General features: G+C 45.3%; 15 protein-coding genes, 7 tRNA genes and 2 pseudogenes. 19 read left to right on the top strand and 5 right to left on the bottom strand.

Translation table 11 applies throughout. The features are described 5' to 3' along the window. Positions 1-69 precede the first annotated feature (69 nt). The 9 genes from NE584_RS02725 to NE584_RS02765 all read left to right on the top strand — a co-directional run bounded on the left by NE584_RS02725 (position 70) and on the right by NE584_RS02765 (position 1,588). On the top strand, positions 70-309 hold the full coding sequence (locus tag NE584_RS02725; RefSeq protein ID WP_162497703.1) for a hypothetical protein: 240 nt from the start codon (positions 70-72) through the stop codon (positions 307-309). 346 nt (positions 310-655) lie between these two features. Continuing rightward, on the top strand, positions 656-892 hold the full coding sequence (locus NE584_RS02730; protein ID WP_108979729.1) for a helix-turn-helix domain-containing protein: 237 nt from the start codon (positions 656-658) through the stop codon (positions 890-892). 29 nt (positions 893-921) lie between these two features. Beyond that, a tRNA-Glu gene (locus NE584_RS02735) sits at positions 922-998 on the top strand. Between the two features lie 6 nt (positions 999-1,004). Beyond that, positions 1,005-1,080 (top strand) — tRNA-Gln (locus NE584_RS02740). 1 nt (position 1,081) lies between these two features. Next, positions 1,082-1,158 (top strand) — tRNA-Cys (locus tag NE584_RS02745). A gap of 3 nt (positions 1,159-1,161) precedes the next feature. Further along, a tRNA-Glu gene (locus NE584_RS02750) sits at positions 1,162-1,238 on the top strand. Between the two features lie 9 nt (positions 1,239-1,247). After that, positions 1,248-1,322, top strand: a tRNA-Trp gene (locus NE584_RS02755). A 6-nt stretch (positions 1,323-1,328) separates the two neighbouring features. Next, a tRNA-Gln gene (locus NE584_RS02760) sits at positions 1,329-1,404 on the top strand. 96 nt (positions 1,405-1,500) lie between these two features. After that, positions 1,501-1,588 (top strand) — tRNA-Tyr (locus NE584_RS02765). 131 nt (positions 1,589-1,719) lie between these two features. On the opposite strand, the gene NE584_RS02770 is transcribed toward NE584_RS02765, so the two are convergent. From NE584_RS02770 to NE584_RS02780, 3 genes are all read right to left on the bottom strand, one after another. Next, entirely contained in the window at positions 1,720-2,175 is a 456-nt protein-coding gene (locus NE584_RS02770) for a DUF4368 domain-containing protein (protein WP_227145533.1), read from the bottom strand. 180 nt (positions 2,176-2,355) lie between these two features. After that, complete coding sequence (locus NE584_RS19800; protein ID WP_256181770.1) at positions 2,356-3,276, bottom strand: recombinase family protein; 921 nt, start codon at positions 3,274-3,276, stop codon at positions 2,356-2,358. 56 nt (positions 3,277-3,332) lie between these two features. After that, a complete protein-coding gene (locus NE584_RS02780) occupies positions 3,333-3,551 on the bottom strand; it encodes a hypothetical protein (protein ID WP_008978047.1) in 219 nt (72 codons plus the stop codon). Positions 3,552-3,742: 191 nt separating this feature from the next. Between NE584_RS02780 and NE584_RS02785 the strand changes: the two genes are divergently transcribed. From NE584_RS02785 to bsh, 10 genes and pseudogenes are all read left to right on the top strand, one after another. Then, the gene (locus NE584_RS02785; RefSeq protein ID WP_071430984.1) at positions 3,743-4,270 is read left to right on the top strand and encodes a TetR/AcrR family transcriptional regulator; all 528 of its coding nucleotides are present in this window, start codon (positions 3,743-3,745) and stop codon (positions 4,268-4,270) included. A gap of 19 nt (positions 4,271-4,289) precedes the next feature. Further along, on the top strand, positions 4,290-5,807 hold the full coding sequence (gene cls / locus NE584_RS02790; protein WP_177714518.1) for a cardiolipin synthase: 1,518 nt from the start codon (positions 4,290-4,292) through the stop codon (positions 5,805-5,807). 7 nt (positions 5,808-5,814) lie between these two features. After that, positions 5,815-6,276, top strand: a complete 462-nt coding sequence (locus tag NE584_RS02795) for a hypothetical protein (RefSeq protein ID WP_009295644.1) — start codon at positions 5,815-5,817, stop codon at positions 6,274-6,276. A gap of 9 nt (positions 6,277-6,285) precedes the next feature. Continuing rightward, complete coding sequence (locus NE584_RS02800) at positions 6,286-7,404, top strand: glycosyltransferase (RefSeq protein WP_256181706.1); 1,119 nt, start codon at positions 6,286-6,288, stop codon at positions 7,402-7,404. Further along, positions 7,394-8,095, top strand: a complete 702-nt coding sequence (locus tag NE584_RS02805) for a phosphatase PAP2 family protein (RefSeq protein ID WP_008978052.1) — start codon at positions 7,394-7,396, stop codon at positions 8,093-8,095. Before NE584_RS02800 ends, NE584_RS02805 begins: the two co-directional genes overlap by 11 nt. Before the next feature lie 2 nt (positions 8,096-8,097). Further along, positions 8,098-9,252 (top strand): AI-2E family transporter, encoded by a 1,155-nt coding sequence (locus NE584_RS02810; protein WP_071430986.1) that lies wholly within the window; start codon positions 8,098-8,100, stop codon positions 9,250-9,252. Between the two features lie 43 nt (positions 9,253-9,295). Then, a pseudogene (locus tag NE584_RS02815) lies at positions 9,296-9,745 on the top strand (sensor histidine kinase); the annotation flags it as partial. A gap of 33 nt (positions 9,746-9,778) precedes the next feature. After that, on the top strand, positions 9,779-10,843 hold the full coding sequence (locus tag NE584_RS02820; protein WP_005946426.1) for an FUSC family protein: 1,065 nt from the start codon (positions 9,779-9,781) through the stop codon (positions 10,841-10,843). Further along, positions 10,833-10,963: pseudogene (locus NE584_RS02825) on the top strand (CDP-alcohol phosphatidyltransferase family protein); the annotation flags it as partial. The gene NE584_RS02820 and the pseudogene NE584_RS02825, both read left to right, overlap by 11 nt. 116 nt (positions 10,964-11,079) lie before the next feature. Then, a complete protein-coding gene (bsh, locus tag NE584_RS02830) occupies positions 11,080-12,069 on the top strand; it encodes a choloylglycine hydrolase (protein ID WP_009295645.1) in 990 nt (329 codons plus the stop codon). Positions 12,070-12,563: 494 nt separating this feature from the next. Here the strand turns inward: bsh and NE584_RS02835 are convergent, their stop codons facing one another. Both NE584_RS02835 and NE584_RS02840 read right to left on the bottom strand, forming a co-directional pair. After that, positions 12,564-12,941: a type II toxin-antitoxin system death-on-curing family toxin gene (locus NE584_RS02835; protein ID WP_108979730.1), complete on the bottom strand. Its 378-nt coding sequence runs from the start codon at positions 12,939-12,941 to the stop codon at positions 12,564-12,566. Next, positions 12,938-13,189, bottom strand: a complete 252-nt coding sequence (locus NE584_RS02840) for a type II toxin-antitoxin system RelB/DinJ family antitoxin (protein ID WP_108979731.1) — start codon at positions 13,187-13,189, stop codon at positions 12,938-12,940. The genes NE584_RS02835 and NE584_RS02840 overlap by 4 nt, the downstream gene beginning before the upstream one ends. Positions 13,190-13,216 lie beyond the last annotated feature (27 nt).

The raw sequence follows: 13,216 nt of genomic DNA on the forward strand, positions 1-13,216 counted from the left end.
CTGCACTTGAAACGGTTTGTGCATTCTGACATATTGGGACCGCATTTTTTGTACAAGGAGTCGATGACCATGGAGTACAGGGGCCTTTATGTTTCTGCAACACCAGATTGTGAGCCTAATGAAGGCGGATACTATTGTCAGGTATATGCCGACGAGGATTATGGCGACCAGATCGACGACTTTTGTATCCATCCAGATGAGCTTGAAGAGAATGATGATATTAAGCACTGGGGCAAGGTCAATATCGACGGCAGCTACCGATACTATGTTGAGAATGGTGTCATCTCTCCAGAAAACAGCGATATTTAACCACAAGTTGAATGACAAACCGAAAGAGTTGTGGTATAGTACAGTCAGAAACCAAGAACAAATCTCTACAGAAAGGACGCAGAACTATGAAGACTATTTCTTCCGCTATCTTCTATATGAGCGAATGGCAGGCTATCTTCCAGTGCGAGGAATATAGCTTTTGCGAAGCACGCCCATATCAAGATAAGCAGAAGAATATGATCGGATTGAGTACCTGTTGACCTGAAAGAATCGGTCTATCAGGATCTCCTTCTCTGAATTATTGAAGCCGCTTGTCTTGAGTGCAGACAAGCGGCTTTTTCATGCCCATGAGGCCAAATAATTCAGATAGGAGGTGTATTTGAGAATGAACATTCCAACGATCAACCTTGCTCGCACAGGCACCAATATTGTGATGCTTCGCAAAGCAGCGGGGCTGACGGTGCATGACCTACAAATGGCATTCGGCTTCAATTCCCCGCAGGCCATTTACAAGTGGCAAAACGGCACTGCGCTGCCGACTGTAGATAATCTTATCGCCCTTGCTGCACTGCTGCATGTGCGTATTGATGATATCCTCATTACCGATCACTCGGTTGCTTAATATGCAGGGAGAACTTCTCCCTGCCATACGGTCCGCTCGTCTAAATGGTTAGGACACAGCCCTTTCACGGCTGCAATGACCGGTTCGAGTCCGGCGCGGATCTCCATAATACTGGGATATTGCTAAGCGGCTAAGGCACCGGCCTTTGATGCCGGCCACTGTTGGTTTGAATCCAACTATCCCAGCCATGATACGGTACTCAAGAGATTGAAGAGGACAGCCTGCAAAGCTGTTAATCGTCGGTTCGAATCCGACCCGTATCTCCATCTGGTGCCTTCGTCTAATTGGTTAGGACGCAAGCCTCTCAAGCTTGTAATGCTGGGTTCAAATCCCGCAGGCATCACCATCATCATACAGGGGTATAGTTTAACCGGAAGAACAGCGGTCCCCAAAACCGCCCGTGGGTGTTCGAGTCGCCCTATCCCTGCCAATATACTGGGGTGTCGCCAAATGGTCAAGGCACCGGTCTCTGACACCGGCATTTGTTGGTTCAAGTCCAGCCACCCCAGCCATATTTGGAGAGTGAACCCGGAAGGCCCGGGGACCGCCCGCTAAGCGGATCGTATCAGAAGTGATATCAGATTCGAGTTCTGCGCTCTCCGCCATATGGGTCAGTGCGCGTAGTTGGCGATCGCAGCGGTCTGTAAAACCGTGACATCTGAAACATCGTTGGTTCAATTCCAACCTGACCCACCAAAATAGAGGGGTACCCGCTTCTGGGTGCCCCTCTTTCATAATGGTCACATCATTGGCCGGGTGGTCGTAAAACAGTAAAATGAAAAAATGGTGAAAACCTTGAGTTTTCAAAGGGTGCGGCGTGACTTCGGTCACGCCGTTTCCTCTTTCATCAGCTCATTCAGCGGGATGAAGCCCAGCCCATCGTACTGGATGTGAATGTGCTGCACACGCTTCCCGCTGGATTTGTCCGGTGCGTCCACATAGATGGCGGACACCAGTTCCCGCAGAGCGTAGCCGTCCAGCTTATCGATGCCCACATACTTGTGCGCCGTCTGAATGAACTTCTCAACGTTTTCGTTCTGTCGTTCCTGTACTTCAATTTCCTGTCGCAAAGTTACGCACTCGGTCTCCAACTGCTTCTGCTCCGTTTCATAGGTCAGGCTCAGCATATCGAAGCGCTCATCACTCAGCCGTCCGCAGGCGTTGTCCTCGTAAATCCGGATGAACAGCCGTTTCAGTTCAGCGATGCGGTTTTCGTTCCGTTCAAGCCGTTTCCTTCGGATGCGGATCTGCTCACTGCTTTCCAGCCGGAGTTGTTCCTCCATCACTGCACGGAAATGTGCCTCATGCCGCAGAATGTAGCCCGTCACAGCCTGAATGTGTTTCAGGACTATGTGGCTGAGTACGGTTTCCCGGATGTAATGAGTACCGCACTTGTCCTTGTGCTTCTAATGGAGAGAACAGTCAAAGAACGCGCCCTCCGGTCGGTAATTGTTCGTCGCCCCTTAATACAGCTTCTCACCGCAGTCGGCACAGTACACCAGCCCGGAAAAGATGCTGCTTCGGCCTGTACGGGTATTGCGATGCCGCTGCTGGCGCACCTGCTGTACCTTCTCAAACACGGCTTCCTCGATGATGGCCTCATGTGTATTGGGGAAGATGGCTTGCTTCTCAAGGGGATTGTCCCGCTGCTTCTTGTCCCAGATGGAGTTGGTATAGGTCTTGAAGTTCACCGTACAGCCCGTGTACTCCCGCCGTTCCAGAATCGCCACAACGGTACTGCTGTGCCAGTCGCAGGGGTCCTCCGGTTTCTTGTTTGGGGTCTTGATGCCCTGCAAGGCCCTGTATGCGCTGGGCGTTAGCACCTTGTCCGCTTTCAGTTGGTTGGCGATCTGCATGGGACCACGGCCCTTCATACACAGGTCGAAGATGCGTTTCACCACATCAGCGGCTACCGGGTCAACCACCCAGCGGCGGGGGTTCTCCAGGTCTTTTACATAGCCATAGGGCACATTGGTGGTCAGGGGTACGCCTCGCTCACCCTTGGCTTTCTGGACGGCTCTGATCTTGCGGCTGGTGTCCCGGGCATAGAACTCGTTGAACCAGTTTTTGATGCCCGCAAAATCGTTGTCCACACGGTTAGGGTCAATGGTGTCGTAGTTGTCGTTGATGGCGATGAAACGAACACCGTTCTGCGGAAAGGTGAAGTTGGTGTAAAGCCCGGTCAGCGCGGAGTTGCGGCCCAGTCTGGAAAGGTCTTTGGCGATCGCCACGGCCACCCGTCCCGCCTCGATTTCGGCCAGCATGGCCTGAAAGCCGGGACGGTCATAGGTCACACCGCTTACACCGTCATCCACGAAAAAGGTTGGGTTGGGGAAGTGATGCTCCCTGGCATACTGCAAAAGCATGGCCTTCTGAGACGAGATTTGTCAAGGTTATTTTCTCCCGCTGAATACAAATGTCCAACTTTACTGTGAATAGCTCAGATATAATAAACACAGAGCCGCAGAATGGCCAGGGTTGCCATCACCGCCGCAATGATTAGGATGGTGTTTCGGTTTTCTCCGGCCACTCCGATGTCAATCATACTGGCCAGGGCAGTAGGCAGCAGCATGGCTGTCACAGCGGAGAGCAGCATCAGCGCCAAGAGGGCGGCCACATGCTTTCCGCTGAGTTTTACACGGGAAAAAATCGTACCCATAGTTTTCCTTTCTGCTCGTCGTACTCGCATTTTAGCTTGACAGGGCAAATAGCAAATGATAGTATAAATGAAACGATAGTATCATAGATGCTATGAATATCACAGAAGCAGGCGTTGTCAATAGTCCGAGCGAAAGTGGAACAAATGACAATCCTTGTTTCAATGATACGCAATTAAAGGAGACGTTTCTTATGCGAAGGACAACGGCTACAACAGACTATCTGAAAGAATGTATGGGTACAGCGTTGCTGGAACTAATGAAAGAAAAACCCATTGAAAAAATCAGTATTGAGGAGATGACTGCCAAGGCAGATGTAGGTCGCTCCACTTATTTCCGTTATTTCAAAAGTAAAGATGAAGTTCTGTCTTTCAAAATCACATGTCTGTGGAAGCGCTTTTCCGACGAACACGGTGCTACCAACTTCGCCACTGGTAGTTATGACGGCATCAGGCTGTTTTTTGAATTTTGCCTTTCCACTCGTCCTATTTGTGATCTGCTCTACTCAGCTGATCGCCAATATGTGATTCTAAACTTCTATTTACAAGAAGCGGCATCCATTGTCGCTAATGCCGATGCCAAAACGCACTACTTTATCCAATTTATTACATATGGATTGTTTGGGCTTATGAATGCGTGGGTATTACGAGGCTATAAAGAAACCCCACAGGAAATGGCACAAATAGTTTGCGATTGGGAAGCATCTTCGGAGGAGAAATAGCATAGAGGAGGGTAAACATATGGGGAAAATCATTCGACGCATTCTAACAATTATTCCAGCGGTGGCTTTACAATCGCTCTGGCTTTTGCTGTTGATGAAATGGCTGACCCCTTACGCACCGATTATTGTGTCACTGCTTTCCGTTGCAGCGTTTTTCTTGGTGGTATTTATTATTATAAAGAGAGATGAAACCGCTTATAAATTGCTTTGGCTGCTGGTTATTCTGTCACTACCTTTGGTAGGAGCGTTACTATATCTGCTCTTTGGAAATAAACGGACGGCCCGCCCTCTAAAAAGGCGCTTGCAGCAAGTTCAAAAGAGTTGCAATCCGCAGCCTCTTCCAATAAAAGAAGCGCCCTTTGACGGCGAAAAACGCATGGGGCAAACAGTGCGGTGGCTGGAAGAAAAAACGCAATATCCGATGTGTGCAGTTGAGCAGGTTCGTTACTATCCGTTGGGCGATAATATGTTCCCTGATATGCTTGCCGATTTGAAAAATGCAAGAAACTCGATTTACGTAGAATACTTCATTATTGAGCCGGGGCATATGTGGGACGCAATCGTGAACGAACTGGAAGTAAAAATGGAGCAGGGCGTTGATGTACGTGTGATATACGATGATCTTGGCAGTATTTCTTCGTTCAATTTCAGTAATGTCCGTGAACTGAAAAAGAAAGGCATTCCATGTATTCCTTTTAATCCTTTCCTTGCCTTAAAAGGAACTGCAAACTATCGCGATCATCGCAAAATGCTGATTATTGACAACGAAGTTGCTTATAGCGGAGGTATCAACTTAGCAGATCGGTATATCAATTTGGAACATCCCTATGGACACTGGAAGGACACAGGCTTTCGGATTACTGGTGAGCCAGTAAAAAATTTTACCCATATGTTCTTGACCTTTTGGAACGCATTTTCGCTGGAAAAAGAAGCAGGACAGCTTGCAATGCCCACATATCCCAAAAGGTATCCTGCGCCGCCGCACACATTTGATGGTTATGTGCTTAGTTACTACGATTCGCCCCTTAACCATGAAGCTACCAGTAATCAGCTCTTTATTGACTTGCTTTCTCAAAGCACGGATTACGCATGGTTTTTTACACCGTATCTTATGCTTGGCGATGACTTGATGGATGCAATGATTTCCGCTGCTCAACGTGGTGTAGACGTGCGGATCATTATGCCCGGCATCCCTGATAAGAAGCTGATTTTCCGTATGTCTCGGAGCTTTTATCAGGTGTTGCTGACTGGCGGCATCAAGATTTATGAGTATACTCCCGGCTTCGTTCATGCAAAGAGCTTTGTATCAGACGACAAAGTTGCGACGATAGGAACTGTCAATCTGGACTACCGCAGTCTCTTTCTCCACTTTGAAAACAATTCGTTCTTTTATCGTTCCAGTATTATTGCAGCAATAAAGGACGATTTCATCGCTACACAGGCAAAATGTAAAGAGGTAAAGCCCTATGATATGAAACATTATTCGCGCCGCTGGGTCGTAGATGGTGTCCTTCGTATTTTCGCACCGCTATGTTGAGGTTTTTATGAAGCATTTTCTTATGTGTCTGCTATATATCGCGGCGTTAGGGGTTCTCTCCTTTGTAGTGGGGCGCTTGATCCCGAAGCATTGGTTTCACGCCGATCGTTTTCCTTGGGTCTGCCACCCGGCAGAGCAAAAACTATGGAAGCGGCTTCATGTTCGGAAATGGCAGGCAAAGATCCCCGATATGAGCCGCATATTCGTTAAAATCATGCCGGAAAAGAAACTGACAAAGGAAAACTATGAGAACTTGCCGCGCATGATAGAAGAAACTTGCGTGGCAGAGTGGACACATATTCTGTTGTCTATCGCCGGTCTTGGACTGCTGAAAATATGGTCCGGTGTTGGCGGGGTATGTATAACGATTATCTACATTGTGCTGGGTAATTTGCCGTTTATTGTTGTCCAGCGCTATAATCGCCCACGCCTGCAAAAGCTGTTTGCTATGCAGCAAAGGAAAAAATAGGAGATTCAAATGCAAACACTAATTCTAAGCTGCAACACTGGCGCAGGGCATAACTCCTGTGCGCAAGCAGTTCAGGAAGCCTACCACTCTCGCGGAGAAATCTGCAATATTACAGATTCTTTGCAGTTTATTTCAGAAAAAGCATCCACGTTTATTTCTAATTGGCATACCCGAATTTACCGCCATGCTCCAAGGCTTTTTGATGCTGGGTATCAGCGTGCGGAATCTCACGAAGATATTTTTTGTGAGGGAACGCCGATCTATAAGCTACTTTCCTCCGGCGCAGAGCGGATGTATCAATACATCCGCTCTGCAGGCTACGATAATATTATCTGTACTCATGTATTCCCAGCCTTGGCGTTGACAGAAATGCGCCGACAGCACCCATGCTTACAGCTTGTAACGAGCCACATTTCTACAGACTATACCTGCGCTCCCTGCACAGCGGATTCTGCGCTGGACTGGTATTTCATTCCGTCCACTTCGCTGTTAGGTGAGTTTGAACAATGTGGACTTCAACCTCAAAAGCTGATCGCCAGTGGAATCCCTGTGCGGCAGCAATTCTACCAGCGTGTGTCACAAGAAGCAGGAAAAGCCAACGCCGGAATCTCTCCTGCTCATCAGCATATTTTAATGATGTGCGGTAGCATGGGCTGCGGTCCAATGGAGGAGATTATATCGTATCTCTGCCCTTGCCTCACAACAGAACAAGAACTTAGTGTTGTATGCGGCACAAATGATGATTTACGCAAAAAACTCCAAAAAAGGACAGAAAAGTATTCTCAAGTTCATGTTCTGGGAACCGTCAATAATGTGCCGCAGCTCATGCAAGCCTCAGACCTATTCCTGACAAAGCCCGGAGGTCTAAGTACATCTGAGGCAATGGCGGCAGAGTTACCAATGGTGCTTATCGATGCAGTGGCTGGCTGCGAGACACATAATCTGAATTTTTTTCTGCGTAATGGAATGGCCGTCACAGCCAATACGCCAAAAGCAATCGCAGACACCACAATAAAAACGCTAAATGCCCCAGTGCTTCTTTCTAAAATGCGCGCGGCAATGCGGTCGCAGACGGAATGTACGGCAGCCGATAAAATCTATGAATGGATATACAGTCATGCAAAGTAATCATATAAAGCCGGAAGTTAATTACCGTGAGTTCCGCATCCATAAACTTAATACACCTGAATTTTCTCACGTCAGGCTATTGCTTTACTGGCCAATTTTCGGCTTGCTGTTTTTGTTTCTTGAGCGGTTGCAACCGCAACGAAATTACTATCCCGTCTATTGTGGACTCGATGATATAATACCATTTTGTGAATGGGCGTTGATTCCGTATCTATTTTGGTTTGTCTTTCTAATCGGTACGTTGGTTTATACTTTTTTCGTCGATGTACCTGCATTTCGGCGTATGATGTATTTTGTGATAGTCACCTATACGATCACGGTTTTGATTTACCTGTTCTTTCCAACCTGCCAAAATTTGCGGCCAGAAGCATTTGTACGCAATAATCTACTTACACGCTTTATTGAATTATTCTATAGTTTCGATACCAATACAAATGTTTGCCCCTCACTTCATGTAATAGGCTCTGTTGCCGCGATGTTTGGGTTATGGGATTGCAAGGCGCTCCAAAGCGTCGGATGGAAAATCGCTGCTACATCAATCGCCGTGTGTATCAGTCTCTCCACCGTTTTTATGAAACAGCATTCTATCATGGATGTTCTCGCTGCATTGCCAGTCTGTTTCTTTGGTTGGTGGATTGCCTATAAGATACTCCCCAATAATAAAACAAACCGATTTCTTACGAGGATGTAATCATGGATAAATCCTACAAAAAGCCGCTTCTACTAATCACGTTTGGGGTGATCTTATTTGCGGCATTCAACAATCTAAACTATGTTGCCAACTTTCTAAAATCGTGTATTGGCTTGCTCGCTCCGATTTTATCAGGCCTTTTGCTGGCCTTTGTTCTGAGTGTACCCGTGCGCGGACTGGCAAAGAGGCTTCGACGAAAGCTGACTAAAGCTACAGATCGGCAAATAGACATGATAAGCCTGTTACTGACGCTGATATGTGTTATTGCGATTATTGCTCTTCTGTGTGTAATTGCGATTCCACAGCTCACTGCATCTGTAAAAAGCATTGCTGCTCTTGTTCAAGAAAAATGGCCTGACTGGGTCGGCTTATTGCAAAGATACGGCATTGACACAGAGAAACTGTCGGCACATTTTGCTGCGCTCGATTGGAAATCTATTCTGCAAAGCATTTCGAGCGAAATGAACACAGTGATTTCCTCAGTTGCCAATGTTGCTGGCTCTACGGTATCTGCGATTGCTGATGTTGCAATTTCACTTGTGATCACATTCTATGTGCTAATTGGATGGCGTGAATTGAGCAGTCAAAGCAAACGGGCACTGTATGCCTACTGTAAGGAATCCGTTGCAGATAGAATTTGCCATATTTCGAAACTTGCACATGACACCTATGCGAAGTTTCTTTCTGGTCAGTGTGTCGAGGTTATGATTCTTGGAACATTGATCTTTCTTTCGTTTTCTGTTGCAGGGATTCCATATGCGGGGCTAACAGCCGTTTTAACTGCCGCCTTTGCATTCGTTCCTTATATTGGAGGATTTCTCTCCTGCGCTTTCGGCATTTTATTTACTTTATTGGCGGCTCCGAACAAGGCGCTCCTATGCTTGATCGTCTATCAGGCAACTCAGTTTGTTGAAAATCAGTTCATCTATCCGCACGTCGTGGGAAACAGTGTAGGGCTATCCCCGTTCTGGACGTTGTTGGCGGTTTTGCTGGGCGGTAAACTGTTCGGTGTCCTTGGCATGATCTTCTTTATTCCGTTAATGGCTCTTGTATCTCAGCTTCTACACGAATCAATCGAACGGCGGCTGCATACCCGCAAACCGGAGCTGTCCAATGTACAAAGCAACTCAGACGAGAATACAGACATATCTCAATGATGTAGCAGGCGTTCGAATAGTTTGTGCGTTTATTGACGATAATCGTCTGGATGAACAGATCCGCCAGGCAGTTCTTTCATTGGAAACAAAATGGACAGAAAAAGAAATTGGTTTTCAGGTAGAATTGGAGGAAGTTAAATATACTGCGAATGAAGGACTTTTTATGCATATCTGGATAAATCTTTTAGATAATGCGATTAAGTTCAGCCCTTCAAAGGGGACAATTACGATGTTTCTGAAACAAGAACAGGATTCTGTTAAGTTCATTCTGGAAGATGAAGGACCAGGAATAGAGGATGATGTAAAATCCAGAATATTTGACAAGTTCTATCAGGTAGATGGATCTCATAAAGCAGAAGGAAATGGCCTAGGTCTTGCACTTGTAAAACGGATTGTAGATAGTGCCGGAGGAACAATCAAAGCAGAAAACCGTGAATATGGTGGATGCAGATTTGTTATAGAGCTGCCAAAGCAGAAAGATGAGATTATCTAGTTTTAAGATAAATTAGAAGATGGGAGTATTTATATGACATTTTATCAGGAGTTGCAGTTAAATCAGGCAGGTTCTAAAAACCTGTTGAAAAAGAGTGAAACACTAAAAGAAAAACTATATCATATGTGGGTATATCTGGTGAAGATAGCTGCTACAATGGCATTTTGTTTTTTCTTTGTTAGTATTTTCAGCATCCTATTTGGAAATGAGAACAGCATTGTAGGTGTAGTAGTCTTATTATGTCTCATGGTGTTTAGGAATGCGGATCTGGGGATCCACACCGGACAATCTACGATGCTTTTGGCTTTGTTCTTTGTAATTATGACTGTATGTCCGCATTTAGCAAATCAGTTTTCACCGGTATTGGGAATGCTGTTAAATATTGCGGCACTGGCTGTGTTGATTCTGTTCGGATGCCATAATCCATCCATGTTTAATCAATCTACATTGGTTCTTGGGTATCTGCTGCTATATGGTTATGATGTTACGGGAAAAAGCTATCAGATGCGATTAGTCGGAATGGCTTTAGGTGCAGCACTTACCTGCTTCGTATTTTATCGAAATCATAAAAACAGAACTTATAAAAGAAATCTGAAAGATCTGATACAAGAATTTGATATCACTTCTTCCAGAACAAAATGGCAGATATGTCAGATTTTATGCGTACCGATTGTCCTTTGCATTGCAGAACTTTGTAATATGCCACGTGCAATGTGGGCTGGTATTGCGGCCATGTCCGTGATTTTGCCGTCTATGGAAGATATGCACTACAGAGTCCGTAAAAGGATTGTCGGAAATATTGCAGGTGTTATATGTTTTACAGTATTATATTTTCTGCTTCCTTCGTCAATCTATGCATATATAGGAATTCTTGGTGGAATCGGTGTAGGATTTTCAGCACAATATGGCTGGCAGGCAGTATTTAACACATTTGGTGCTTTAGCCATTGCTGCAGAGACATATGGACTACAAGGAGCGGTTAGTCTTAGAGTGAGTCAAAATGTTTTTGGTGTTGTGTTTGCTTTAGCATTTTGTGTTATATTTTATTGGTTTATGCCTAAAAAAAAGGAAAGTGAGGTGACCGTACATGCAGAGTGAAGTGAATCAGAAAGAAAATTTGAATAGAATTATTACGGTTCCTAATCTTCTTTCTTTTTTCGGCTTTGTCTGATTCCGGTAATTATATGGAGTTATTGTGTAAAGAAAAATCCTCGAATGAATGCAGGGAAGTGACCGAAAAGTACCGCACAGGACGGAGTGCATATTTATGGCTCGGACAGTTGTTTATGAGATTGTTTGCAGGACTATTATAGCAGAAAGAAGAGGTGTTCGATATGTGTACAGCAGCAACTTACAAAACAAAAGATTTTTATATGGGCAGAACGCTTGATTATGAATTTTCCTATGGGGAACAGATCACGATAACGCCAAGAAATTACGAATTTGATTTCCGGTTTGCCGGGAAGATAAAAAGCCATTATGCTTTGATCGGAATGGCATTTGTTGCAGGAGGTTATCCGCTTTATTATGATGCTGTTAATGAAAAAGGCCTTGGAATGGCAGGTCTTAATTTTGTCGGCAATGCGGCATATGAAGAAGCTTTGCCGGAAGATGAAACAGAAGTCAGCCAGGTGGCACAGTTCGAGTTCATCCCATGGATCCTTACACAGTGTGCTACTGTAGCAGAGGCGAGAGAGAAGCTGGCAGCAATGAGACTGACAGGCACAGCATTCAGTGAACAGCTGCCGACAGCACAGCTTCACTGGATCATTGCAGACAAAGACTCCTGTATCGTTGTTGAGTCTATGAAAGATGGGCTGCATGTATATGATAATCCGGTAGGAGTGCTTACCAATAATCCACCATTCCCGAGTCAGATGTTTGCACTGAATAATTATGCCGGAGTATCCAGAAAACAGCCGGAGAGTACTTTTGCAGGAGTATTACAGCTTGATGCATATAGCAGAGGAATGGGTGGAATGGGAATACCTGGAGATCTTTCCAGCCAGTCAAGATTTGTGAAAGTTGCCTTTACAAAATTAAATTCGATCTCCGGTGAAGAAGAGGATGAGAGTGTAAGCCAGTTCTTCCATATCTTAGGATCCGTAGATCAGCAGCGTGGATGCTGTGAGGTGACAGAAGGCAAATATGAGATCACGATATACACGTCCTGTTGTAATACAGCAAAAGGTATTTATTATTATACGACTTATGATAATCATCAGATCACAGCGGTTGACATGCATGCGGAAAATCTGGATTCAGATCAGCTGATCTGTTATCCGCTTCTGTCCAAGGGCGAAGTCAGATGGCAGAATAAATAATACGAAAATGCACGGAGAAAGCATAACGCAGAACAACAGGAGGACAATATCGAGATTGTATGGAATGCAGATGTTAGGTTGATAATTGTGCAAGCACCGCCTGCACAATTTGTGCAACAAAAAAGAGGAGCCAGTCCAGACTCCTCAAAGGTACGTTATTTCAAAAAGTTGCTCTTGTGTTCCAGCGCGTGCAGATTATGATAGTCCTCATAAATAAGTCAATTTTGCAGATAAAATTAGCAACTCAGGAAAAAATGATTTGCTTGGAGAAATCGAAACGATAAGCTGAGATAATGGTTTCTCTTCTTTAGTGAGCCTATGAAATGACGAAATGTGGCTCGCCACATCAAACAGCCGATAAAATGACAAAACAACTCGGCCATGCAGCCAAAACACTCCGGCTATCCGACAAAACAGCCCGGCTTTTTTTCGTCAAATCAGGTCGGCTTTAACAAAAAGGTTGCCTCACATTATTGCGTGAGGCAACCTTTTCGTTATTCAATATGGTCGTTGATCCAATACCGAAGCTCCGTTTCGTCCTTTGTGCCATCCGCGATACCAATGAACATATCGGCCAGCTCATTCTGCTCCAATTGGAACTGATATCCATTCCATTTGAGTAGCAGTTGCGTGACCATGGCGCCAATTCGCTTATTGCCATCGATAAATGCGTGATTGGACGCTAACCCAAACCCAATACGAGCGATTTTCTCTATGTCAGTTGGAAAAAGATCTTCTCCTCCAAATGATTGAAGGGGTGCGGCAATAGCCGCTTCTAATCCAGCACGATCACGCAGACCATCAATGCCACCAGAAACTTGAATGATACGGCTATGAATCGCTACGACATCTTCTGCTGTAACCCAAATCATTCTGCCATCCTCTTATAGTCAGAAGCGAACTCGCTCAATAGTTGATCGGTGTCCGCCAGCATTTTTTCGCGGCTCACAGCTGTTACAGGCTCCTGAATCGTGACAGCAAAAGGCATGCCTTTTGCTCGAACAAAGGCATTGGCAAAAATATTAAAGGCAGTAGAAGTTGACATGCCCAGTGCATCACAGATGGCTGCCATTTGCGCTTTCACTTCAGAATCAATGCGAAAAGTCATGTTGGAATCCATGTTCAAGCCTCCTTTGCACTACAATAA

It is taken from the genome of Clostridium sp. DFI.5.61 (assembly GCF_024462915.1).
Classification (GTDB): Bacteria; Bacillota; Clostridia; order Oscillospirales; family Oscillospiraceae; genus Lawsonibacter; species Lawsonibacter asaccharolyticus.

Coding starts and splice junctions, on each gene's coding strand:
- NE584_RS02725 (WP_162497703.1), top strand. CDS start 70: ATGGAGTACAGGGGCCTTTATGTTTCTGCAACACCAGATTGTGAGCCT.
- NE584_RS02730 (WP_108979729.1), top strand. CDS start 656: ATGAACATTCCAACGATCAACCTTGCTCGCACAGGCACCAATATTGTG.
- NE584_RS02770 (WP_227145533.1), bottom strand. CDS start 2,175: ATGGAGGAACAACTCCGGCTGGAAAGCAGTGAGCAGATCCGCATCCGA.
- NE584_RS02780 (WP_008978047.1), bottom strand. CDS start 3,551: ATGGGTACGATTTTTTCCCGTGTAAAACTCAGCGGAAAGCATGTGGCC.
- NE584_RS02785 (WP_071430984.1), top strand. CDS start 3,743: ATGCGAAGGACAACGGCTACAACAGACTATCTGAAAGAATGTATGGGT.
- cls (WP_177714518.1), top strand. CDS start 4,290: ATGGGGAAAATCATTCGACGCATTCTAACAATTATTCCAGCGGTGGCT.
- NE584_RS02795 (WP_009295644.1), top strand. CDS start 5,815: ATGAAGCATTTTCTTATGTGTCTGCTATATATCGCGGCGTTAGGGGTT.
- NE584_RS02800 (WP_256181706.1), top strand. CDS start 6,286: ATGCAAACACTAATTCTAAGCTGCAACACTGGCGCAGGGCATAACTCC.
- NE584_RS02805 (WP_008978052.1), top strand. CDS start 7,394: ATGCAAAGTAATCATATAAAGCCGGAAGTTAATTACCGTGAGTTCCGC.
- NE584_RS02810 (WP_071430986.1), top strand. CDS start 8,098: ATGGATAAATCCTACAAAAAGCCGCTTCTACTAATCACGTTTGGGGTG.
- NE584_RS02820 (WP_005946426.1), top strand. CDS start 9,779: ATGACATTTTATCAGGAGTTGCAGTTAAATCAGGCAGGTTCTAAAAAC.
- bsh (WP_009295645.1), top strand. CDS start 11,080: ATGTGTACAGCAGCAACTTACAAAACAAAAGATTTTTATATGGGCAGA.
- NE584_RS02835 (WP_108979730.1), bottom strand. CDS start 12,941: ATGATTTGGGTTACAGCAGAAGATGTCGTAGCGATTCATAGCCGTATC.
- NE584_RS02840 (WP_108979731.1), bottom strand. CDS start 13,189: ATGGATTCCAACATGACTTTTCGCATTGATTCTGAAGTGAAAGCGCAA.